A 22,926-nucleotide genomic window follows, 5' to 3' on the forward strand; every position below is an offset into this window, starting at 1 on the left:
GAAATAGTTATTTTTGAATTCCAATTTGTAAGAACTTTACACAAACATAACACTCTATAAATATGAAATTTAGATACAGTTTTTTACTTATATTCAACATATGTTTTATAGTCCTATATGCGCAAGAAGAAAAAAATTATAAGGTTAATACAATTGCCTTTTATAACTTAGAAAATCTCTACGATACGGAAGATGATACTACACGAAATGATGAGGCTAGCCCGATGATGGAGATGGGAGAAAACTTACGAGAAGGTGTATATAAACAAAAACTTGCCAATATGGCTAAAGTTATTTCAGAAATTGGAGAGGATGTAACAGGTACTAGTCCTGCTATAATAGGTGTTTCTGAGATTGAAAACAGGAAAGTGCTCGAAGACCTTGTAAATCAAGAGCCGCTCTTAAACAAAGATTACGGTATTATTCAGTTTGACTCTCCAGACAGGCGTGGGATTGACGTGGCGCTTTTATACCAAAAAAGACTATTTATACCAACTAATTATAAAGCACACCCACTTTTAATATATGATAATAACGACCGTACTAGACGCGTATATACTCGGGATCAACTTTTGGTAAGCGGCATGCTCGATGGCGAAAAATTACACTTTATAGTAAATCACTGGCCCTCTCGTAGCGGTGGCGAGGCTAGGAGCCGTCCCAAACGAATAAAGGCTGCAAAACTAAACAAACAGATTATCGATTCACTTTTTAGCGAAGATCCATATGCCAAAATTATTACCATGGGTGATTTAAACGACGATCCCACGAGCCCGAGTGTAAAAGAAGTTTTAAAAGCTAAAGAAAACAGAGAGGATGTTAAGCTGAAAGAACTCTATAACCCTATGGAAGAAATGTACAACAAAGGAATTGGTACTCTGGCATGGAGAGATAGCTGGAATTTATTTGATCAAATAATCCTATCCACAGAATTACTGAAGAAAGATTATTCTTCATACCGGTTTTACAAAGCTGGTGTATTTAACAAGAGTTACCTTGCAAATCCTAGAGGGCGCTATAAAGGATATCCCTACCGTAGTTTTGTAAGTGGTTTTACCGGTGGGTATAGCGATCACTTCCCCGTGTATGTTTATTTAATTAAAGAAGTTTCAGAATAAACATTCTAACTTAATAAAATAAAAAAAGCGCTTTTACAGCGCTTTTTTTATTGTTTTTTTAAAACCATTGTGCCCAAGGGATTCTACTCAGCATTAAAATAAGTGCGATGGTATAAAATATAGCTAACATTTTAAATTTTGGTTTGGAAACCAGTTTCTTTTTATGTTTTGAATATCCCACAGTAATAAACACGACTGTTAAGATCATAACAAGTGGATGTTCTACTGCATATAAACGCAACATAGAATCTTTCATAACAGTACCCATGCCATTACTTGTCAATGATTGTAACCCTAATGGCGATACGAAATAAAGTATTAGACCTATCAATAACTGAATATGTGTAACGATTAACGCAAACAACGAAATCCTGAAATCTCTAGGAGAGTATTCTTTATTAGAAAAAAAGCTTATTAGAGCGTTTATTGTAGCTAAAACAACAATTACTAAAACAAGGTATGCCCAATACGAATGAACAAATTGAAGGGTGGTATACATAGTTATATATTTAGGGTACCAAAGGTAGCGATTATTCCATAAAAAAACCGCTTCAAATAGATGAAGCGGTTTTAAAAAATTTAAAGATATTTCTTAGAAGTTGAAACGAACACTTGCATTCCATGTTCTTCCAAATCCAAAGAATACACGGTTAGAAGTCGAGATACCATCGTATGTATCATCTCCTGCTTCAGCAAAAACATTTGTATCAGACTCTGAAATATATGTTTCGTCAAGAACGTTGTTAATGTTTAATCTAAATTCAACTCTTTCATTGTTAACGAAGGGGAAGTCAAAAGACAAACCTGCATCTAATAATCCATAAGATGGTAATTTAAGCGCTCCTTCTGGTCCTACAGATGTAGCATCGAAGTCTGCATATAAATTATCGTGAAATCTATAGTTTGCATCTACACTTAAGTTATCTAAGATATTTACATCTGCACCTAATGATGTTGTAAATTGTGCAGCATCACCTACTTTTACTCCATCCAACTCTAATGTTTCTACTTGTGGTACACCATCAACTATAATTGGAGTTTGGTCATTATCGAAATAAGCTGCAGTTACGTCATCCTCATATTGCCAGTCTGCCACAGAAAGCATACCTCTCAATGTTACAAAATTTGTCAATTTATATCTGAAATCTGCTTCAACACCCATATGTACTTGAGTAATACCTGTAATGTTAGCATTACCTCTTATCTCATTCTCTTCTCCTTGGTTAAAGGTAGCTGAAACTGATTCAAATCTATCTGCCCAGCTTGTTCTGTATACATTTACATTTGCTCTTAATTTTCTGCTTCTGTAACCATATCCTGCCTCTATACCTACAATTTTTTCGTTCTGTAGATCTGGGTTTAGGTTATTTCCGAAGTTTATATATACAGCATCAAATAAAGGTTGTTTAGAGTAGTAACCCCCATTAGCAAAAACATTATGGTTGTCATCGATATTCCAGTTAACACCACCTTTAATATTTCCACCTAAGATATTCTCATAATCTGTTTTTTCTGGAGGTGTTTCCCCGAAAAATTCTTCACGAGCAAATCCTTGGTTTGCTAAAGACCCTTGTACAAAAGTTGTTATATCCTCACCAATAGTATATTCTAATTGACCAAATGCACCTACCCAATTAACTAAACCTGTATTATAGTAGTCAATTTTTTCTTCATCATCAATATCTCCAAACACCCACCAAGGCTGATCTGCATCATAGGTTTCATAGAAAATATTTGTTTCACCCTCTCCTAAAGGATTGTTTGTATTATCTGTTTGCTGATATGCATCAGCACCTAAGCGATCGTTCACTCTTCTATAGTGAAAACCTTTGTAGGTTCTTAAATCAATACCAAAGTCTAACACTAGGTTTTCATTTAGCTCAGTGTTTAGGTTCGCTAATATACCGTACCAGTTGTGTGAGTTAATAGAAGCTCTACGGGTAATACCATTTGTATTATCGGCATTATCGTTTTTATCACTATTATTTAGGTAAAGGCCATCTACTTGATCTCTTGTTTGATCGTTAAAGTCTGATACTAAACCACCACTGTTATAACGAACAATATCATCAACACGAATTAATCCTCTATCGGTTCTAGGAAGTGCAAATTGTCTCATTCCATTTATCTCACCAATTTCACCGGTTCCACCACCACGGCCAAATGAAGCATAGGTAGTAGTTGTTAATTTCGTTGCATCTGTAATATCCCAGTCCCAAGTTAAGTTTAATACTGGTTTGTGATAGAAGTTTCTTCTAAATGAATATTCCTTTCCATCTTTATATCCCCATTCATCGTTATATTTTCTATTTGGCTCTCCGTCGTTACCGTACTTTAGTAATTCACTTATTGCAATACCTCTAGAACGCTGGTGGTGCCACTGTGGTGCTCCTGTTACTGTAAACTCTAAAGAGTGATTTTCATTAGGTTTATACCCTATCGCAGCAAAATAGTTGTATCCTTCAAAACTACCTCCGTTGATATAACCATCTCCAGCAGTTCTACTGAAAAGGAATGATCCAGACCAACCGTTTTCACTTAAACCAGTTGAATAAGACACAACATTCTTTAAGTAATCATTATTACCTACAGCGCCTGAAAAGAAACCACCTTCTTTTCTTTCTGAAGATTTAGTAATTACGTTAATAGTACCTCCAACAGAAGAAATTGCTAGTTTTGAAGAACCCAAACCACGTTGTACTTGTATTGCCGAAGCAACATCAGACAAACCAGCCCAGTTACTCCAATACACTTGTCCGTTTTCCATATCATTAACAGGAACCCCGTTAATCATTACAGCAGAGTTTTGCGTATCAAAACCACGAATATTAATACGAGCATCTCCATATCCACCTCCTTGCTTAGTAGCATAGATAGAAGGAGTGTTGCTTAAAATTTCAGGAAATTCCTGAGATCCTAACTTCTGTTGAATTTGTTCAGCTCCAATTGTTGAAACAGCAACAGGTGTTTTTCTGTCTTTTGCAATATCTAATACCCCAGCAGCTGTAATTACAACTTCAGATAACGCATTGTCATCAGGCATTAATACGATTGTTTTAAGATTGGCTGAACCATTACTTAATGTATATGAAATATTTTGAGTTTCATACCCTACATAAGTAATGTTAACACTACCAGAATTTTCAGAAACTTTCAAAGAGAAGTTACCGTCAAAATCGGTAGTCGTTCCATTATTGGCTCCTGTTTCTACAACATTGGCCCCTAAAAGAGGTTCGTTTGTATTTCCATCTAATACTTTTCCCGAAATAGTCCCTTGCGAAAAGGCAGCAAAGCCTATCAAAAGGAAAGTAAATAAAAATAATTTTTTCATTGTAATGAAGTTTGTTTTTAAAAATTTCTGCAAATATACATCTCCTTTTTCCTTTTCTAAAGTATAAAGGTTAAGAAAACGCTAACAAATTTTTCTAAAATAAAAGTACAATGAAAATCGTAAATAATTGAATACCTGATAATTAGTTAATAACAGGTTTTTAACAAATTAAAAAAATGTTAAAAATTAGTATTCAACACAGTCTAGTTGAGTCTTTAAAGGCGTCATAAATGAAATATAATCTTCTTTATATTTTTCCTCTAAAGGTTTGGACATTGGCAAGTCTTGTTTAAAAGGATCTACTTGCTTCCCATTTTTCCAAAAACGGTAGCAAACGTGAGGTCCTCCTGTGTTACCCGTCATCCCAATCCAACCAATTACATCGCCTTGGCGCACATAATTACCCACACGGACATTCCGTTTCTTCATGTGAAGGTATTGGGTTTCGTAGGTACTGTTATGACGAATTTTTACATAATTGCCATTTCCACCACGATATTCAGATTTTGTAATAGTACCATCTGCTGTTGCCAAAATTGGAGTTCCTACTGGTGCAGCAAAATCAGTCCCTTTATGTGGGCGTAATTTATACCCATAATAAGCAATTCTTCTATTAAGGTTATAACGGGAAGAAATTCTACTAAACTGAACCGGCGCTTTTAAAAATGCCCGGCGTAGATTATCTGCCTGCTCGTCATAATAATCCATCACAGTGGTACTATCCAATTTGGTTTCGTAATTAAAAGCATACAATGGTGTGCCGCGGTGCTCAAAATACGCTGCTTTAATTTCGCCCAAACCAGCAGGAATAGTATCATTAATAAATTTTTCAGTATAAACAACCTTAAAACGATCTCCTTTTTGAAGGTGAAAAAAGTTAACGGTCCAAGCGTAGATATTAGACAGCTTATCGGTCATATACGGGCTTAAATCTGCATCTGCCATGGTTTGTGACAAGGAACTTTCAATAATTCCACCTGCGGACTTTTCAACATACGTGACTGGTTTTTCGCCAGTATAGCTTGATAAGTTATCCCTAAAATCGACTACCGAATAGTCTACTTTATTTTTCTCGTAAATAAAAACTTGTGTGGTATTTAAAGAATCTTTGGAGTTAAGAAGCACATATGGCTTACCCACTACTATTTTGCGTACATCAAAACTGTCTTTAAACTTAGTAGCTACTTTAAATATTTTATCCTGTGAAACTCCATGAGCATCCAAAATACCTCCAAAGGTATCGCCAGAACGTATTGTATCTCTTACAATATTATAATCATTTAAAATATAACCGTATTCTTTAATTAATTCAGGAGCCTTTTCAATTTCTACAACTTCGGCTAAATCTTTATTGCCAGATTCGCAAGCTATTAAAAGCAAAACGGGCAAACACATTACTAATATTTTCTTCAATTTTTTGTAGCTTTATTGGGGTTCTACGATACTGCTATCTTTGGGAAGGAGCAGTAGGTTTTAAGTTTAGGTTCAATATTACGAAAAAAAAGGTCTTTTTGAATGTAAATCCTCAAAAAAAGAAGCTAACAGACTTATTTTAACACAAATAGCATAAAACTATACTATAGCTCTAATGAGAATTAATTTCTTTTCCTTATTCCTTTTGTTTCGTTAACGTAAAATTTTTAAATATCTTATATAAAATAGGGTTTATTTTTTTAAGTTTTCCGAAATCTGTTAATCCATTATTATTTTAAAGGAATGTTTGAGGCCTTTAAATTCTGAAAGCGATGCTTTTAAAGATCCTACAGCCAAGTCAGCTTTTATAAGCATAGGCATCTTGTTATCGTCATCTGTTACCCAAACAGTAAGGCTTTCTTTTTCTTTAAACACACGACCTGCTTGTACATATGGTCTAAATATTAAACAAGGTACTTTCCCAAATTTAGTGTCTAATACTTCTCTGCCTAAAAATTTTAAACGGAATTTATAGTTTTCTTTATCAAAAAACATATCCATGTCTATTGTTTCACCTTTCTGTATACCACTTGCATCTAAATTATTACGTAAGTAGTAAAAGGCTGAAACCATATCCTGTGCGTTTTTAGGAAATGAAACTACCTCTTTTTTTTTGTGTTTTTTATTATTTATATGTGCAATTCCTGTTGAGTGGTCAAAATCTATCTGAATGTCTTTGGTATGTCCTCCTTCGTCTATTTTTCGAATAAATCGATATGGGATATCTTTTTCTTTATCTATATAAGACTGATAATCATCTTCTACCTTAAAAAACACTTTTGAAAGCCCTACAGTTTTTCCTTTTCCTTTTACATGATACACTTCCCTACCTTCCAATTTGGCATTATCAACTTCAAGCGTTGCATAACCAGCAGTAACAAAACCATAATGCACCCGAAATTTGAACCATTCGCCATCACCATATGCCCTGTCTTGTGCAAGCAACACAAAAGAAGTACATAAAAACAGAAGAGAAAATAGGTATTTCATTATTTGGGGTTTTAGTTTGTATAAGAATCTATACAAGTTTTATTCCAAAAAAATAAACTCCATCTTTAAGACGATGGAGTTTATTATATGTTACATTTATTTACAAGGTTCCTCTTGATGCTTGTTCGCGTTCTATAGACTCGAATAACGCTTTAAAGTTACCGGCGCCAAATCCTCTAGCACCCATACGCTGTATGATTTCAAAAAATAAAGTTGGTCTATCTTCTACAGGTTTTGTGAAAATTTGTAATAGATACCCCTCTTCATCTGCATCGATCATAATCCCTAAACTCATTAATTTTTCGATGTCTTCTTTTAATTCATGCTCAAATTCTTTTAACCGCGCAGGTACAGCATTGTAATATTCTTCTGGAGGAATGGATAAAAATTCTACACCGCGCTCTCTTAATTTTGAAACCGTAGTAATAATATCGTCGGTAGCAACAGCGATGTGCTGTACTCCTGACCCTTCATAAAAATCTAAATATTCTTCTATTTGTGATTTTTTCTTTCCTTCTGCAGGCTCGTTTATAGGAAATTTAATTCTTCCATTCCCATTACTCATCACCTTACTCATTAAGGCAGAATATTCGGTGTGAATTTGCTTATCGTCAAACGAAAGGAAGTTTACAAAACCCATCACATCTTCATACCATTTTACCCATGTGTTCATCTCATTCCAACCTACATTACCAACCATATGGTCTATGTATTTAAGACCAACTGGTTCTGGATTGTAATCTGGATTCCACTCTCTAAAGCCTGGCATAAAAGTTCCGTTATAATTTTTACGCTCTACAAACATATGTACGGTTTCCCCATAGGTATAAATTCCGGCCCGCACCACTTCGCCATGTTCGTCTTTTTCAACGGTTGGCTCCATAAATGGCTTAGCGCCGCGTTTGGTGGTTTCTTCAAAAGACTTTCGAGCATCTTCTACCCAAAGTGCCACCACTTTTACACCATCACCATGTTTAACAATATGGTCATTAATTGGATTTTTTGAACTTAAAGGTGTTGTAAGTACTAGACGAATTTTATCTTGTTTAAGCACATACGAAACACTGTCTTTACTTCCCGTTTCTAAACCTTTATAGGCGTATGATTGAAAACCAAAAGCAGTTTTGTAAAAATGAGCTGCTTGTTTGGCGTTTCCTACGTAAAACTCTACATAATCCGTTCCTAATAGAGGAAGGAAATCTTGTGCTCCCTCAAATATTTTCTCTAATCCGTAATCTACTGATTTTATGTCTTTACTCATTGTGTTTAGTTTTTAATGAATGCGTTATTGTTTTTTCTGAATAATAATAAATCTACTTATTATAGAGAATTACCACATAGCGCGCATTTGTGCTGAAATAACTAGTTTTTTCAAAGATTTTGTTTTTTTAGTCATGTTCTAACCAAGATTGATAATACGTGCCATCGGCCAATTTTAACGCGTCTTCAGTTACCTTTAGCGGTTTAAATGTATCGACCATCACAGCCAACTCGCCTGTTTTTTCTTTGCCGATACTACGCTCAGTCGCTCCTGGGTGTGGCCCATGAGGTATTCCTGCCGGGTGTAATGAAATGTAACCTGCATCAATATCGTTACGGCTCATAAAATCACCATCTACATAATACAACACCTCATCACTATCAATATTACTGTGATTATACGGTGCCGGAATAGACTCTGGGTGATAATCATATAATCGCGGCACAAAACTACATACCACAAAAGCATCGGTTTCAAATGTTTGGTGTACTGGTGGGGGTTGGTGAATACGTCCGGTAATAGGTTCAAAATCGTGAATAGAAAAGGCATACGGATAATTATAACCATCGTAGCCTACCACATCAAACGGATGGGTGGCGTAGGTCATTTCAAAAATATCATCCTGCTTTTTTATTTTTATTAAAAAGTCGCCTTTTTCATCGTGAGTTTCCAATTCTTGCGGTCTGCGTAAGTCGCGTTCGCAATAAGGAGAGTGTTCTAATAATTGCCCAAACCAGTTTCTATAGCGTTTTGGAGTGTAAATAGGCCTTCTAGATTCTACAATAAAAAGGCGGTTATCTTCAGTTTCAAAATCTATTTTATAAATAATACCGCGAGGCACTATAAGGTAATCCCCGTACTTAAAATCCAAATTCCCTAAATGCGTTCGTAGCTTTCCGCTGCCTTTATGAATAAAAATTAGCTCGTCAGCATCTGTATTTTTATAAAAATAATCTTTTTGCGATTCTTGTGGTGCAGCAAGGATAATACTACAATTGCTGTTTGTCAATACTGTTTTTCGGCTTTGTAAGTAATCTTTTTCGGGTTGCACATTAAACCCCTTAAACTTATACGACTGCATATTATTATGCTTCGCAATTTTAGGTGCAACGCTATATTGTTTCTCAATTTCCTTAACTTGAGTAGGGCGATGTTCGTGATAACTATTAGTGGACATACCATCAAAACCAATGGTTCCGAACAGTTGTTCAGAATATAAACTACCGTCTGGTTTACGGAATTGCGTATGTCTTTTATGAGGTATTTTACCTAATTTATGATAGAATGGCATAATGTGCTTATTTTCTACACAAATATCGGAAAAAAATCACTGTTTTCGTTTTAAGGTTATGCTAAAACCTAAACCCTGCAGCAATATGCCATTCGCTTTCATCCCGTTCCGGTGAAAAAGCCCATTTTACTTCAAGGGGACCTAAGAAGGTTTCCATACCATATCCTAAGGCGAAGCCACTGTAGTCAATGCCGTCTATCCATTTTCCATCGGTTAAAAGATCGTCGCCTACATTAGCAATATTAACTGCTATGTTGATATGGTTTTTTCTGAAAATTTCATAATCTAACGTCAAAGAAGATTTTAAATAGGTATCGCCACGGAGGCTTAAACCTTCATACCCATAAAATTGTTTTATATTATTTATAGGTCTATATCCATAGCCACCTAGGAAAAAATCTAGCGAGTGAGTTGAATCATCTCCTATTTTAAAACCACCTTCTGTGGTAATCACTGCCGAAAGTTTGCTTGAAAAAGACTGTGCATAGCCAACTTTTGCTTGAGCTATTGAAAACTGATCGAAACCTGTGTTTCTACCCTCGCCAAAAAGATATAAATGAAAATCTCCGTTGAAGTAAAACCCATCATTTGGAAAAAAGCTATTGTTAAACGTATCGTAACGAAGATATCCGTAGGTGCTAAAATAGTTTGTGCTTTCAAAAACAGTTCGAGGAATACCTTCTTCATCAATGCCTATAGTTTCAGAAAGATATCGCAACCATTTATGTTCTATTCCGGCACCTAATAAAAAACTTCTTCTAAAAAGTGTTTCTACAAATATACGATTGGTTAAATCACTATACTCGAGCTCTAATTTATTTATTTGTGAATTTTCTTCTGGAGGTAATTCAGGAGAAAGAAAATCAATGTCTACATCCTTATCAAAAAAAGTATACTGAGAATTTAAACCAATGCTCCAGTAAAATCCTTTGTCAATATAATAGTTGAAATCGTACCTAATGTTATCACCCACCACAAAATCTAATGAAGCAATATCGTTATTGGTAAATATTCTTTTTCGGGTTACGTTCATTAAAGCAGCCGTCCCGTATAAATCGTCATAATGGGCCCCTAAACGCATTAACATTTTAGATTCGTTTTCCCGTAAATTAAAAATAAGGTCGTACGTATTATCTTCATTAGTCTCCAATCGATAATTTATATCTTGAAAATTGCCTGTTGCCGATAGGTTGTTAACCCCTTCATTAAAACGGTCATAGCTTATTTTTGCAGGTACCTTTAGTTTTAGTTTTCCTAAAACATATGCACGGGTATAATTTTCGTTACCTCTAATACTAACCGATTGAATAAAAATGGAATTTTCACTGAAGAAATCTACCTTTTGCTTTTTATGTGTTTTTTGACGAGAAGCTACACTATCTAATTGTTCTCTTAGCCTATTGGCTTCAATCTCTCCTGATTCGATTATTTTTTTTCCCTCATTAAATGAAACCACCGAAAAGTCTTTAATATTCGGGTTTATATAAATATCCGTCCGCTCTCTCTTCTCTGCCATATCTTCGATGGTGCGATAATTGTTTATTTGCACCAATACATCAAATGCCGATTTTAGCATTTTTCGGCTTTTTAAACTGTCTTGAACATCGACACCAATTACAATATCTGCTCCTTTATTTCGCACCTCATCCACTGGATAATTGTTAACCACGCCGCCATCTACCATGACCGTATCGTTTATTATTACTGGTGAGAATAAAGACGGCAAGGCTCCACTTGCGGTAATGGCTCTAGGTAAATACCCTTTGTCTAATAAAACTTCTTTACCGGTTTCCACATTGGTGGCCACACAAAAAAATGGAATAGGAAGTTTACTAAAATCTTCAATATCACTCACATGAAGGGTTAACTTTGAGAGTAGATTATATACATTCTGTCCTTTTGAAAGCCCTGAGGGAAACCCTACTTTAAAATCATCGAACGGTAAACTAATGGCGTATTTTTCAGATTCATCTTTTTCGTAAAACGTTTTAGCGCTTCGTGGAATATCATCTTGAATCAACGTATTAAAATCGACCATGTTAAAAATAGAGTCTAATTGTTTTGCTGAATATCCCGATGCATACAAAGCCCCTACAATTGCTCCCATACTCGTCCCTCCAATGTAGTCTACCCGAATACCCGCTTCTTCAATTACTTTTAACGCTCCAATATGCGCCAAGCCTTTGGCGCCACCGCCGCTAAGGACCAAACCGACTTTTAGGTCTTCTTGGTTCTCTTTCTCTTGAGAAAAAAGAATCCCTGAGAGCAACATGCATAGTATGATTAATATCTGCTTCATTTAGTTTCCTGAAAATGCGTGACTATTTTTTTTGCTCTGCTCGTCCCCACTACATCAGCTAATTCATCAAAACTTGCATTTTTTATACGCTTCGTGCTTTTAAACTGTTTCAATAACTGAATTACTGTTTTCTCCCCTATTCCTGGTATGGTTTCTAATACGGTATCTAAAGCCTGTTTACTTCTTTTGTCGCGATGAAAGGTGATTCCAAACCGGTGTGCTTCATTTCGTAATTGCTGAATTATTTTTAACGTTTCACTTTTCTTGTCTAAATACAACGGTATGGGATCATCGGGGTAAAACAGTTCTTCTAGTCGTTTTGCGATACCGATAATTGCAATCTTTCCGCGTAATTCTAATTTATCTAAACTTTTTAAAGAGGAAGACAACTGTCCCTTCCCCCCATCTATGATGATAAGTTGTGGCAAAGGTTGCTCTTCTTCTTTTAATCTTTTGTACCGGCGATAGACTACTTCCTCCATCGAGGCGAAATCGTCCGGGCCTTCCACTGTTTTTATATTAAACTTACGGTAGTCCTTCTTGCTCGGTTTTCCATTTTTAAAAACCACACAAGCAGCTACCGGATTTGTCCCTTGAATATTACTATTATCAAAACATTCAATATGTCTTGGTTCTTCACTCAACCGAAGGTCTTTTTTCATCTGCGCCATAATTCGGTTTTCGTGGCGATCTGGATCGACAATTTTTGCCTGCTTAAATCGCTCCATTCGGTAATATTTCGCATTACGAAGTGATAAATCGAGTATTTTCTTTTTATCGCCTGCTTTTGGGATATGTACTTTTAAACCTTCCTCCGTTTCAATTTTGAAGGGCAAATACAACTCTTTAGATTGCGAATTAAACCGCTGTCGTAATTCGATTACAGCCAGCGTGAGCAACTCTTTATCGCTTTCGTCTAATTTCTTTTTTATTTCTAAAGTGTGCGAACGAATAATACTTCCGAAGGAAATTTGAAGGAAATTTACATACCCGTAGCTTTCATCTGAAGTAATAGAAAAAACATCTACATTGTTAATTTTCGGATTTACTACCGTGCTTTTTGCTTGGTAGTTTTCTAGTACATCAATTTTTTCTTTAATACGCTGTGCATCTTCAAACTTAAGATCGGCCGCATATTTTTTCATTTGAGCTTTAAACTGATTGAGCGAATCTTTAAAATTTCCTTTAATAATGTTTCGTATCGCCTCTATATTCTCGTTATAATCGGCTTCGGTTTGTTTGCCTTCGCAAGGCCCTAAACAATTACTTAAATGGTATTCTAAGCAGACTTTATATTTATCGTTTCGTATTTTTTCTTCGGCTAAATCGTAATTGCAGGTTCGAAGCTGATATAACCCTCGAATTAAATCTAGCAAGGTGTGTACCGTTTTCATGCTGGTATAAGGGCCAAAATATTCTGAACCGTCCTTAATTAATCGTCGAGTGGGAAAAACCCTTGGAAATCGTTCATTTTTAATACAGATCCACGGGTACGATTTATCATCTTTAAGCAAGACATTATAGCGAGGCTGGTATTTTTTAATCAAATTGTTTTCCAGCAATAGTGCATCGGTTTCGGTAGCTACAACAATATGCTTTATGGTTTTTATTTTTTTCACCAATAACCGAGTACGGGCATTATCGTGTTGTTTGGTAAAATAAGAGGAGACTCTTTTCTTTAAATTTTTTGCCTTTCCAACATATAACAACTTTTCGTTTTTATCATAATATTGATATACCCCAGGCGAGTTAGGGAGTGTAGAAATCTGTAGCTGTACCGAAGCTTCTGCCATAGTTCAAAGATAGTGGCTATTTTGTAATTTACTTTTCATATAACCTACGAAATTTTGTTAAGAAAGGGTTAAACAGGCTTCTTTGAAAAACCTTTCTTCCTTTTCTTTACGTACTTTATAGTAACTAACACAACTCAATGTTTAACACAGCCTTTCTTTCCCTTTTAAAAAAGCGATTTATACTATCGCTGGCTGTTTTGTACCTTATAGTTCCGTTACAGCAATCGTTATCGGAAGGTTTTCACAAACTTTCACACGCTTTAACGCACACAAGTGCAGACCATCATCATGATTTAGACCATGAATTGGACAAGGAGCACACACACGAACATAAAGCGATTGCCTTTTTCAACAACTTGTTTTCTGCAGACGATACAGATTCTGATAAAGACACTCTTTTATTTGAAATAAAATACGACAAACACATTACGCAGAAATATGTTCAATTAAAACCTGTAATTTTAACTCATACAGAACATACATTTATTTATCACTACGGAATATACCACACTTCACGTTCTGTACAAACACCTCCTCCTAGAGAATTAGTTTCATAATCCGTTTTTCAAGTTTCAGAAATACTTTTTCCCGCTTAAAATGGGCAATTCTGAAACATCTATTTATTCAAAAAAATAAAATTTATGAAACCTATATTTTTATGGGTACTATTACTATGCTCTATTGTTGCGCAATCGCAAAGCATTACTGGCAAAATAGTAACCCAAAACAACACCCCTCTTGAAAACGTGTATGTTTTCAACAAAAATTCGAATACTCATACTCATACCGACATTTCCGGAAACTTTACTATAAAGGGTAATACGGAAGGCGATCAACTTTTTATTTCGCATTTAGGGTACGAAGGCCGAACAATTCCTGTTACTGCCGAAAGTTTTACTAAAGATGTTAGTATTGTATTAAACGAAGCGTCAGTAAGTTTAGAACAAATTATTATCACACCGCAAGTAAATGCTCTAAACCAATTGACCGATGTAGATTTAGAAACCGACCCAGTAAAATCGTCACAAGAAATACTACGGAAAGTTCCTGGACTTATCATTGGTCAACACGCCGGTGGCGGAAAAGCAGAGCAGATTTTTCTTCGTGGCTTCGATATTGACCACGGAACCGATATTAGCCTTTCGGTAGATGGTATGCCAGTTAATATGGTATCGCATGCTCATGGTCAAGGATACAGTGATTTACACTTTTTAATACCAGAAACCATTGAAAATATTGAATTTGGAAAAGGTCCTTACTATGCAGCCCAAGGTGATTTTACTACTGCCGGTTATGTGGACTTTAAAACCAAAAATAAGTTGGATAACAGCTCCATTTCGGTTGAATATGGTGATTTCAACTCCTTTAGAACCGTTGGAATGTTTAAAGTTTTAGAAACTGAAAAAAGCAATGCTTACATCGCTACATCAATAAACACCTTTGATGGTCCGTACGATTCACCACAAAATTTCAATAGATACAACGTAATGGGAAAATTTAATTTTCAGCTTCCCGGCGATCAACACATGAGTATAAGCGCATCGCACTTACAAAGTAAATGGGACGCTTCAGGACAAATACCTCAACGTGCTGTGGACGCAGGTTTAATTGATCGTTTTGGGGCTATCGATGATACCGAAGGTGGCAATACTAGCCGGACCAATCTAATTTTAAATCATACCAAAATTATTTCGCCTACACAGAAGTTGAAAAGTACTGCTTATGTAACACATTATGATTTTGAGCTGTATTCTAATTTTACATTCTTTCTAGAAGATCCTGTAAATGGCGATCAAATTAAACAAAAAGAAGACCGTAGTCTCTTCGGCTTTAAAACAGCTTATACAGAGAAACTGGAAGCAGATGCTTTCGATTTTGAATATACAGCCGGTGGTGGTGTTCGGTATGATGATGTAAATGATGTTCAGCTTTCCAGAACCAAGAACCGAGATGAATTATTGGAGCATTTAGCCTTCGGAAATGTAGATCAAATGAATGCTTTCGGATTTGTAAACACAGAATTCGATTTTGGTGATTTTAAAATAAATCCTGCCTTGCGTTTAGACTATTTTAAGTTCGATTATGAAAATTTCTTAACTGAAACATATGATAATAAAAGTGAAAGCAAAGTGTTCGCCAGTCCGAAATTAAACTTTGTATATAGTCCTAACCGTCAACTACAATTATTCGCGAAAACAGGAATAGGGTTTCACTCCAATGATAGTCGTGTGGTAGTAGCTAATAGCGGTGAAGATATTTTGCCAGCAGCTTATGGAGCCGATTTAGGAGCCATTTATAAAGTAACAGATAACTTAATCCTGAATACCGCTCTTTGGACGTTGTTCTTAGATCAAGAATTTGTGTATGTAGGCGATGCTGCCATTGTAGAACCTAGAGGGAAAACCCGTAGAATGGGAGTCGATTTTGGTGTTCGTTATGAAGCTACCGATTGGATGTACTTTTTTGGTGATATAAATTATACGTATGCCCGAAGCACTGAAGCTCCAGATGGCGAAGATTACATACCGTTAGCTCCAGACTTGACCTCAACCGGAGGTGTTGCTTTTGATAATATTGGTGATTTTTCCGGCGGATTAAATTACCGTTACATCAAGGATCGTGCGGCTAATGAAGACAACAGTATTGTGGCCGAAGGCTATTTTGTAACCGATTTCAACATTAATTATACCTATAAAAACTTAGTTTTTGGGGTGATTATTGAAAACCTATTCGATACCGAATGGAACGAAACACAATTCGCCACCGAAAGTCGTTTATTTAATGAAGCTGAACCCACAGAAGAAATACACTTTACACCAGGAACGCCCCTTTTTATAAGAGGGAAAGTAACGGTTAATTTTTAAAAATTCAGAGTAATTTTTATAAAAAAGCACAGTGCATGAATTTGTACTGTGTTTTTTATTTGAGTCTTTCCATAACTCTTTTAGGTATTTCAGTTTCCTTGTTTGTATCTTTCATAAGTCTAATATAACTAGAATAAGCTTCTTTTGCTTTTGGTTTATCTCCCAACCCTCAATAAGCATGGCCAAGTATCAACATCATTAAGCTCTGTTATTACCGTAGGATAATACGGTTTCCACTTCCACGAGTAGCCGAATTGCGTACTTCGAAATGCAGGTGAGCCATCCTTGCTGATTGACCATTTGCATTACCAGATTGACCTGTTTGGCCAATCACACCACCTGCACTAACTTCTTGATTTTCTTCAACATCAACTTGGGAGAGGTTTGCATAGAAAAAATAGTACTCAGTTTCGTTACTTATAGAAGGTAAGATGATATAGTATTGGTTCTGTTCCGTTTTCAAAAACCTGAATTCGCTCTTCATCAAAAAAGTCTATTTCGTGCTTGGTGTATTCATAATCATTAACTAAACTATCTTCAAAAATAATCTTGTAAAAATGTTTAAGTCAGAGGAGGCAAGTTTGAGTTTATAATCTAAAATAATAATTTCTTTGTTATATATTAAATTAGATGTAAGATGTTCAATTTTGAACCTTACTTCCTTTAGCAAGGTCGTGTGATTTTCAATCGCACTCTTCTGGATTTCAGCATCCAGACTTATAACCTTATCATTATTTTTTTACAACTGCTGAAGGATATAGCAAAAAAAGTGTTATTACTATATATTTCATATTACGAAATTTATATTTCAACCTACTCTTATCAATTCTATAGAAATATTAGTTCGCAATCACTTTTTTATCGCAATTTGTGTCTCTGTCTTTTTCGCTGGGAATATATTTGATTTGACGCGCAACTATTGAATCTGTTAATTTTTTCAACAAAAGATTTTGAGGTACCTCGCAAGAATAAACAGTCGTTTCCTTTTCATTACTTACTTTTGTCTTATAAATAGTCTTTTGCAAAGTCCAGCTCCTATCATCATAATTAATATAATGAGTGGCCGTTAAATAGCCTCCATCTGGAAAATATGTTTTTATTGCTAACACAGAGTTTCCTTTCGGTTTATAAATTGTATCTATGACATTGCCGCCATCTTCAGAAAAATTAATACTTTCCAATGCAAACTTATATTTTTTGTCGTTTTTCAGGTAAAAAAAGAGTTGATTTCCTTTATGTTTTTTACTGCTCACAACTTTATCAGGTTTTCCGTCTTTGTTTATGTCGATGTTTTCTATAAAATAGTCAGGGCTGTTTTCAAAATATGAAAACTCTCTTAGAGGTTTTCTATTAATTTCTACCTCCTGCTTTGCTTCATTTTGATTGAAATTAGTTTCAAATAAGATTTTTGTGATAGCTTGCTTTTCGGGATTTAAATTTGAAATAAATTCTGTATCCTTTCTAGGGTGCGGTCCATCAAAAAGGAAAAACAATACCGATTTTGCCTTCGAGTTATTCAATTCATTTATCAGATTATACTTTTTGTTTTCTTTGATAAACATTAATGCACCATCTTGAAAATAGTTGATGCCATCTGCCTCCCAATGGCCGTTTTCTGAAATTTCTATTAGTTGCTTTTGGTATTTGATGAATTCTTTTTTTGAAAGTAACGAAAACCAATATCTTATGTACGCTAAGCTCTCCTTATACAAGGGTTGGGGTTTTTTGTTTTCTGGATCCCATCCAAAATAATTTTGAAACTCATTGAATGTATCTGGGAATTGTTTCATAAACAATGCCTCATCCTTTTCTGCAAAGGCTTTCTTAAGCATAGCCAAGTCTTTCTGAGCTAGTTCAACTTTTTCATTTGAGTAAACATTACTCAATTGCGGTTCTGTTTTCTTTTCTTTGCAAGAAATTGTGATAAAAAATATAAAACCTATTAAAATATATCTATTCATAGTCCTCTGTTATTATTATTTGTGCCCCATCAATACCTTTTTCTTCAACAACCTCGTGAATTTCTGATAGTGTTGCTTGACTTCCTCCTACAAAATCTGTATCACGCGTGGATCCTGGCAATAAACATCCCTCGGTGTCGCCAGCTGTATTCCCTCCATGTATAAGAATAGCACGAGCTGCTGAAACTTCGATATTTGACAATTTAAGGACTCCCTGAAAACGAGTTCCATTATGCCATTCCAAATCGTAAGTGCCTGTGGGAACTCTTTGCTCCAAGCCAGACTGTGTCGTGTCTGGTCCTTTCTCTTCAAGCATATATCCACTTACATCAGAATTATCGATTGTAAATTCTCCTATAGTCGAATTTTCTGTTTCCCACTTTCTCACTAATCTTATCACCAACCCTGTATTTACACAAAGCTCAGGGTACTGAAAAACTTCTTTTAAATCATCAATAAAGTCTAATCTTTCCTGCCTACCATTACTTCCCCCATTTACAAGCCAGCTTATCAAATCTCCTTCATCATCATCTGCAATATCGCTTAAATTAACTGTCCCATAGCTTTGGGCTACCTCTTCATAAGTGTATTCAATAATTGTTCTTGTATAACTTAAATCATCTCTTGACACATATGTTGAACCATTAGGTGGAGACCAGGTTGTACCGCTCGCATTTAACTGCTTACCTTGCCTCCAATACCATCCTGCTGAATCCAAAGCATTTCTCAAGTCATTTCTTATATCTTCATAATTAGTCACAAAATCTTCTCCAGTGAAACTAGAATATGCCTTATAACCAACTTCCCAAGTAAGTTGCATAATGCCTCTACCTATGTATGGTGCATATCGACCTGTTGTACTATATTCTTCAGTAGTTCTCAACCTATCAGACTCATGATAGACTTGAGCTAAAAAATGAATTTTTCTTATACACTTTGTAATACCATAAGTTTCAAATATCTCATTGAGTACTTCAGTAAATCTTTCCATAGTTTTATCTACCTCTGGAATATCACAGTTTCCCGCGGTAAATAAAGTGGCATTTTCTTCATCGCGAAGTGTATCAATAATAGTTTGCATTTCTGATACAGTGAAACCTCTATCACAAGAACATTTATTTCCAATCTCAAAATAAGCTTCATCATTCTCATTTAAAAACTCTTCTTCATGGCTTTCTTCGTCACCTTCAGCGGCTACTTTAAGCCATAAGAATACCGTTTGCCGTTCTGCTTCTTCCCCTTCTGTACCGTTTCCTTCTGCATTCGTTGCAGGCACCACTCCATTAACGGGGATAATTAAAATTTGTCCAGGTTGGATTTGGGTTGGGTTGGTAATATTATTAGCAGCCTGTATATCCTGCCAGCTTACTCCAGGATAATTCCCTGCTATAATGGATAAAATATCACCATTTTGCACAGTATATGTTACCGGTTCGGGTGGCGGCACGTCATTTTCTGTATCAGTTTCAGGCTCTTGTTCTTCAGAACCCTCATCGCTGTCCTCTTCTTCTTCAAGTTCACCTGCCATCATATTTTTCCACTCCTCCAAATCCTCATCATCCGAAGGTCGAAGTCTTATAGGAATAGCGACATAAGATTCGTCTATCGTTTCTACCAACTCGGTGACTTCCTGTAAATCTTCACTGGCTTGGCTCTCTTCAACCTCGTGGTCTCTCAACAAAACCGGTAGAGGCGCATCTGATCCTACTAAGAGTTCCTCTTTTTCGAGAATGGTTATGGTGATCTCTTTGCCATCTAAATTTCCTGTTTTAGCGAAGATATAGATGTCACTTTCTAAAGCAGAACTGTCTATTTTTTCGAATTTCTCTTGGTCTTCCAGTGTTCGAGTAGGTATTTGCAATACATCATCGCTGTCGTAGGTTGTGTTCTCCAATACCCCAAGGATATCAGGTAACTCAATATATTCGTTTCGTGTCTCTAAATCAGACGCTGAATTGGTTAGGATAATCTGCGCAATATTTGGCTTGTTCGCATCGGTAATGACATTGCCATCATAATTGAATTGATAAGGGTAAGGATTGCCAGGATTATCTGTCTTTACCTTTTCGATTACTTTCTTGGCAAAATAGGCGTCAATAATTCCATCCGTCGAAGCATCATTGGCAGCGGTTGAATTCATAGTAGGTGTTTCTTGCTCCACAGCAGGTTCAGCCTCGGCGGTTTCAGTTTCTGTGGCCTGTGGATCTTGCTCGTTGGTTTCAAAATTTGTTTCTTCAGCCACGTCTTCACTTGCTTGTTCAAACGGATCCACCTCGATGATCGGTTCAGGCCCCGGTGTGGCAGGAGGTGTATCCTCACCACCAAAGAGACCGCTTATCCACTGGCCTACTCGCTTAAAAAAATCACCTATTGCTTCAAACATACCTTTACGTTTTATAGTTTGTGCGTTTCTTCTTTTTAAATTTTATGGTTCCAGACAATGTATCGTCTTATTTTTAATATCTATATAGCTAAATTTTGTAAAATACACTTTACCTTCTTTACTTTTCCAGTCAATTGAAAAATCTATAAGCTGAAATGTACAGCTATCAAATAAATCAGGTTCAAAAATTACATTATTTTTAATGTCCTTTAAAACTACATACGTTTTTCTATATCCACTTTCGCTTGACAATGAGGCTATTGGTTTATACTCTTTTTCAATAAAAACTTCCAACTTATAGTTACTATCTGGACTTTTATAAACTTCTTTTAATTCAAATTTTGAACAACTCGATATTATAAGTAGGATGCAGAATATTGAAATAAAATACTTCATTGTCTATGGTGCAACACCTTCCACATCCGTCGGCTCCATACTATCAACTTCAGATTTTTGGATGTGATCTTTTATTTTTATATCCACGCCCCCGTAACTGCACTTTATAGTAGAACATTCCAATAAAGCCTTATTGCTTTGTATTAAAATGTCTCCAGTATTAATCCATTTTACTGGTGCAATGAGCGCAGCGCAGGGCACACTCTGTTTATCGCTTTTTTTGCAATTTCCAGTAAACTGCAAGTTGGATTTGGCGCTGTCTTTTACTGTAGCCCAGGTTTTGTCTTGTAGCTTTACATCGTTGGATGTTACCACAAGTTTTCCTTCAGGTTTTGTACAAAGGCTGCATTCCAGTTTTGCGTTGTTGCATACATAGTTTTTCCCGGCCATATTGCTTTATTTTATCTGTTTTTGTAAGCTATATTCTATTTTCTTATAATAATCTGCTCCATAAGCGACTTCTGTGGTCAGTTGCATATTTTTAATTACGTTTGAGTTTTTGTCTATCAAATAGGAGCCTGAATATTTTTTCAATTTTAATTTCGACTCTTCTTTAATACCTTTTTTATCAAACTCGTTCATTACTACTTTTAAATCGTTCTTTTCAGGATCAAAATCACCCTTAACTTTCAATGTAACCTCTCGTTCCCCAACTTTTTCCAACAAAACGCTTTCCTTAAAATGCAGTGTTGTATTGAAAATAAAATTATCGATAGCACGGTCCCTTTGGTTGTATTTTGAAGCATCTGTGCTGTGTTCAAAACAAATGGCGTTAAAGAGGCCTCCAAATAGCCTATATTGTTTAAAATCTTCCAATAAGGCATCGTGGTTTTCTATTTTTTTTTCAATACCGCTTACATAGGCATCAAAACTTTTTCCGCGGTACTCATTTGTTAGTTTTCTTTTTATTGGATACCATTTATTTAGTATCTCATCTTGGTTCAAGATTCTAATAATTTCACCTAAAGGATTTACTTTAAGCTGAACAAAATCGATAGTCTTCGCAATTTCTTTCGAAATATTTTCTTGTTTTTTCAGAATTGAATCTAAGGTTAATTCTTCCTTTTCCGTTTTTATAGCTACAATTGTATTTTTCGATTCTAGCGGTTCTATTTCAACGTTTAAGTGTCTGGTTACCGTCTGCTTTTTTTTTATATTTTTTATGTTCGTTTCTGAATACACTTTTTGAATATATTCCGCTGTCTGTTGAACGGAAGGCGAAGTTATTTCAAAAAACTCTGGAACAAACTTCATATATTACCCTTTGCTAATTTTTACATCGGCATTCCCCTGAAAGGTTGAAACCCCTTTTGAATGGATCATCATATCCCCAGCAGTGGCAATTAAATTAGCAGCAGCGGAATACTGATTGTACAATGCTCCCACATTTACCGATTTTGCTTGTGAAACCATTTCCATACTGTTACTTGAATTTGTATTATGGTTTTGGCCAATACGTTCCGTTTTGTTCTGCCCGATATTCATATCCATATCCTCTACCACATTAAATTCCATATTTTTAGCATTAAAAGTCATCTTCTCATTTGCCGTAATCGTCATATTATTATTGGCGGTATCTATGGTGATTAAATTTTGGTTTTTATCGGTTATGATGATAAATTCAGAGCCGCTGGCGTCGTTAAGCTCTATAGTATGCCCACTCCGTGTACGGATAGCTTTAATATCATTTTTCTCGGTTTTCCAGCTTTGTGGCCTATGGTTTCCGTGGTACAATGCTCCCATTACGTAGGGTCGTTCCGCATTGC

General features: G+C 35.7%; 17 protein-coding genes and 1 pseudogene. 3 read left to right on the top strand and 15 right to left on the bottom strand.

Translation table 11 applies throughout. The features are described from left to right. Positions 1-62 precede the first annotated feature (62 nt). Positions 63-1,118, top strand: coding sequence for an endonuclease/exonuclease/phosphatase family protein (locus AACZ92_RS03550; RefSeq protein WP_339697201.1), 1,056 nt, complete (start codon positions 63-65; stop codon positions 1,116-1,118). A gap of 58 nt (positions 1,119-1,176) precedes the next feature. On the opposite strand, the gene AACZ92_RS03555 is transcribed toward AACZ92_RS03550, so the two are convergent. The 8 genes from AACZ92_RS03555 to uvrC all read right to left on the bottom strand — a co-directional run bounded on the left by AACZ92_RS03555 (position 1,177) and on the right by uvrC (position 13,556). Beyond that, positions 1,177-1,617, bottom strand: coding sequence for a hypothetical protein (locus tag AACZ92_RS03555; RefSeq protein WP_339697203.1), 441 nt, complete (start codon positions 1,615-1,617; stop codon positions 1,177-1,179). Positions 1,618-1,710: 93 nt separating this feature from the next. Further along, complete coding sequence (locus AACZ92_RS03560; RefSeq protein ID WP_339697205.1) at positions 1,711-4,449, bottom strand: TonB-dependent receptor; 2,739 nt, start codon at positions 4,447-4,449, stop codon at positions 1,711-1,713. A 186-nt stretch (positions 4,450-4,635) separates the two neighbouring features. Beyond that, positions 4,636-5,862, bottom strand: coding sequence for a peptidoglycan DD-metalloendopeptidase family protein (locus AACZ92_RS03565; RefSeq protein WP_339697207.1), 1,227 nt, complete (start codon positions 5,860-5,862; stop codon positions 4,636-4,638). Between the two features lie 279 nt (positions 5,863-6,141). Next, positions 6,142-6,912, bottom strand: a complete 771-nt coding sequence (locus AACZ92_RS03570; RefSeq protein WP_339697209.1) for a DUF3108 domain-containing protein — start codon at positions 6,910-6,912, stop codon at positions 6,142-6,144. Between the two features lie 100 nt (positions 6,913-7,012). After that, positions 7,013-8,173, bottom strand: coding sequence for a 4-hydroxyphenylpyruvate dioxygenase (hppD, locus tag AACZ92_RS03575; protein WP_339697211.1), 1,161 nt, complete (start codon positions 8,171-8,173; stop codon positions 7,013-7,015). A 127-nt stretch (positions 8,174-8,300) separates the two neighbouring features. After that, entirely contained in the window at positions 8,301-9,464 is a 1,164-nt protein-coding gene (locus AACZ92_RS03580) for a homogentisate 1,2-dioxygenase (protein ID WP_339697214.1), read from the bottom strand. Between the two features lie 61 nt (positions 9,465-9,525). Beyond that, positions 9,526-11,763: a patatin-like phospholipase family protein gene (locus tag AACZ92_RS03585; protein ID WP_339697216.1), complete on the bottom strand. Its 2,238-nt coding sequence runs from the start codon at positions 11,761-11,763 to the stop codon at positions 9,526-9,528. Beyond that, entirely contained in the window at positions 11,760-13,556 is a 1,797-nt protein-coding gene (gene uvrC, locus AACZ92_RS03590) for an excinuclease ABC subunit UvrC (RefSeq protein WP_339697218.1), read from the bottom strand. The genes AACZ92_RS03585 and uvrC overlap by 4 nt, the downstream gene beginning before the upstream one ends. Before the next feature lie 137 nt (positions 13,557-13,693). Here uvrC and AACZ92_RS03595 point away from each other — a divergent pair, with 137 nt between their 5' ends. Both AACZ92_RS03595 and AACZ92_RS03600 read left to right on the top strand, forming a co-directional pair. Then, positions 13,694-14,113, top strand: a complete 420-nt coding sequence (locus AACZ92_RS03595; RefSeq protein WP_339697220.1) for a hypothetical protein — start codon at positions 13,694-13,696, stop codon at positions 14,111-14,113. An 84-nt stretch (positions 14,114-14,197) separates the two neighbouring features. Next, positions 14,198-16,420 carry a TonB-dependent receptor gene (locus tag AACZ92_RS03600; RefSeq protein ID WP_339697222.1) on the top strand — a complete coding sequence of 741 codons (2,223 nt, stop codon included), beginning with the start codon at positions 14,198-14,200 and terminating at the stop codon, positions 16,418-16,420. Positions 16,421-16,631: 211 nt separating this feature from the next. Here the strand turns inward: AACZ92_RS03600 and AACZ92_RS03605 are convergent, their stop codons facing one another. The 7 genes and pseudogenes from AACZ92_RS03605 to AACZ92_RS03635 all read right to left on the bottom strand — a co-directional run. Further along, positions 16,632-16,883: a M23 family metallopeptidase gene (locus AACZ92_RS03605; RefSeq protein ID WP_339697225.1), complete on the bottom strand. Its 252-nt coding sequence runs from the start codon at positions 16,881-16,883 to the stop codon at positions 16,632-16,634. Positions 16,884-17,259: 376 nt separating this feature from the next. Then, positions 17,260-18,381, bottom strand: coding sequence for a hypothetical protein (locus AACZ92_RS03610; RefSeq protein ID WP_339697227.1), 1,122 nt, complete (start codon positions 18,379-18,381; stop codon positions 17,260-17,262). Then, on the bottom strand, positions 18,374-20,653 hold the full coding sequence (locus AACZ92_RS03615) for a DUF5675 family protein (protein ID WP_339697229.1): 2,280 nt from the start codon (positions 20,651-20,653) through the stop codon (positions 18,374-18,376). The genes AACZ92_RS03610 and AACZ92_RS03615 overlap by 8 nt, the downstream gene beginning before the upstream one ends. A 153-nt stretch (positions 20,654-20,806) precedes the next feature. Continuing rightward, positions 20,807-21,160: a hypothetical protein gene (locus AACZ92_RS03620; RefSeq protein WP_339697231.1), complete on the bottom strand. Its 354-nt coding sequence runs from the start codon at positions 21,158-21,160 to the stop codon at positions 20,807-20,809. A gap of 3 nt (positions 21,161-21,163) precedes the next feature. Further along, positions 21,164-21,550, bottom strand: coding sequence for a DUF4280 domain-containing protein (locus AACZ92_RS03625; RefSeq protein WP_339697233.1), 387 nt, complete (start codon positions 21,548-21,550; stop codon positions 21,164-21,166). Positions 21,551-21,556: 6 nt separating this feature from the next. After that, positions 21,557-22,414: a hypothetical protein gene (locus AACZ92_RS03630; protein WP_339697235.1), complete on the bottom strand. Its 858-nt coding sequence runs from the start codon at positions 22,412-22,414 to the stop codon at positions 21,557-21,559. 3 nt (positions 22,415-22,417) lie between these two features. Continuing rightward, positions 22,418-22,926, bottom strand: a pseudogene (locus AACZ92_RS03635) (hypothetical protein); the annotation flags it as partial.

Source organism: uncultured Marixanthomonas sp., from assembly GCF_963974425.1.
Lineage (GTDB): Bacteria > Bacteroidota > Bacteroidia > Flavobacteriales > Flavobacteriaceae > Marixanthomonas.

Coding starts and splice junctions, on each gene's coding strand:
- AACZ92_RS03550 (WP_339697201.1), top strand. CDS start 63: ATGAAATTTAGATACAGTTTTTTACTTATATTCAACATATGTTTTATA.
- AACZ92_RS03555 (WP_339697203.1), bottom strand. CDS start 1,617: ATGTATACCACCCTTCAATTTGTTCATTCGTATTGGGCATACCTTGTT.
- AACZ92_RS03560 (WP_339697205.1), bottom strand. CDS start 4,449: ATGAAAAAATTATTTTTATTTACTTTCCTTTTGATAGGCTTTGCTGCC.
- AACZ92_RS03570 (WP_339697209.1), bottom strand. CDS start 6,912: ATGAAATACCTATTTTCTCTTCTGTTTTTATGTACTTCTTTTGTGTTG.
- hppD (WP_339697211.1), bottom strand. CDS start 8,173: ATGAGTAAAGACATAAAATCAGTAGATTACGGATTAGAGAAAATATTT.
- AACZ92_RS03580 (WP_339697214.1), bottom strand. CDS start 9,464: ATGCCATTCTATCATAAATTAGGTAAAATACCTCATAAAAGACATACG.
- AACZ92_RS03585 (WP_339697216.1), bottom strand. CDS start 11,763: ATGAAGCAGATATTAATCATACTATGCATGTTGCTCTCAGGGATTCTT.
- uvrC (WP_339697218.1), bottom strand. CDS start 13,556: ATGGCAGAAGCTTCGGTACAGCTACAGATTTCTACACTCCCTAACTCG.
- AACZ92_RS03595 (WP_339697220.1), top strand. CDS start 13,694: ATGTTTAACACAGCCTTTCTTTCCCTTTTAAAAAAGCGATTTATACTA.
- AACZ92_RS03600 (WP_339697222.1), top strand. CDS start 14,198: ATGAAACCTATATTTTTATGGGTACTATTACTATGCTCTATTGTTGCG.
- AACZ92_RS03610 (WP_339697227.1), bottom strand. CDS start 18,381: ATGAATAGATATATTTTAATAGGTTTTATATTTTTTATCACAATTTCT.
- AACZ92_RS03620 (WP_339697231.1), bottom strand. CDS start 21,160: ATGAAGTATTTTATTTCAATATTCTGCATCCTACTTATAATATCGAGT.
- AACZ92_RS03625 (WP_339697233.1), bottom strand. CDS start 21,550: ATGGCCGGGAAAAACTATGTATGCAACAACGCAAAACTGGAATGCAGC.
- AACZ92_RS03630 (WP_339697235.1), bottom strand. CDS start 22,414: ATGAAGTTTGTTCCAGAGTTTTTTGAAATAACTTCGCCTTCCGTTCAA.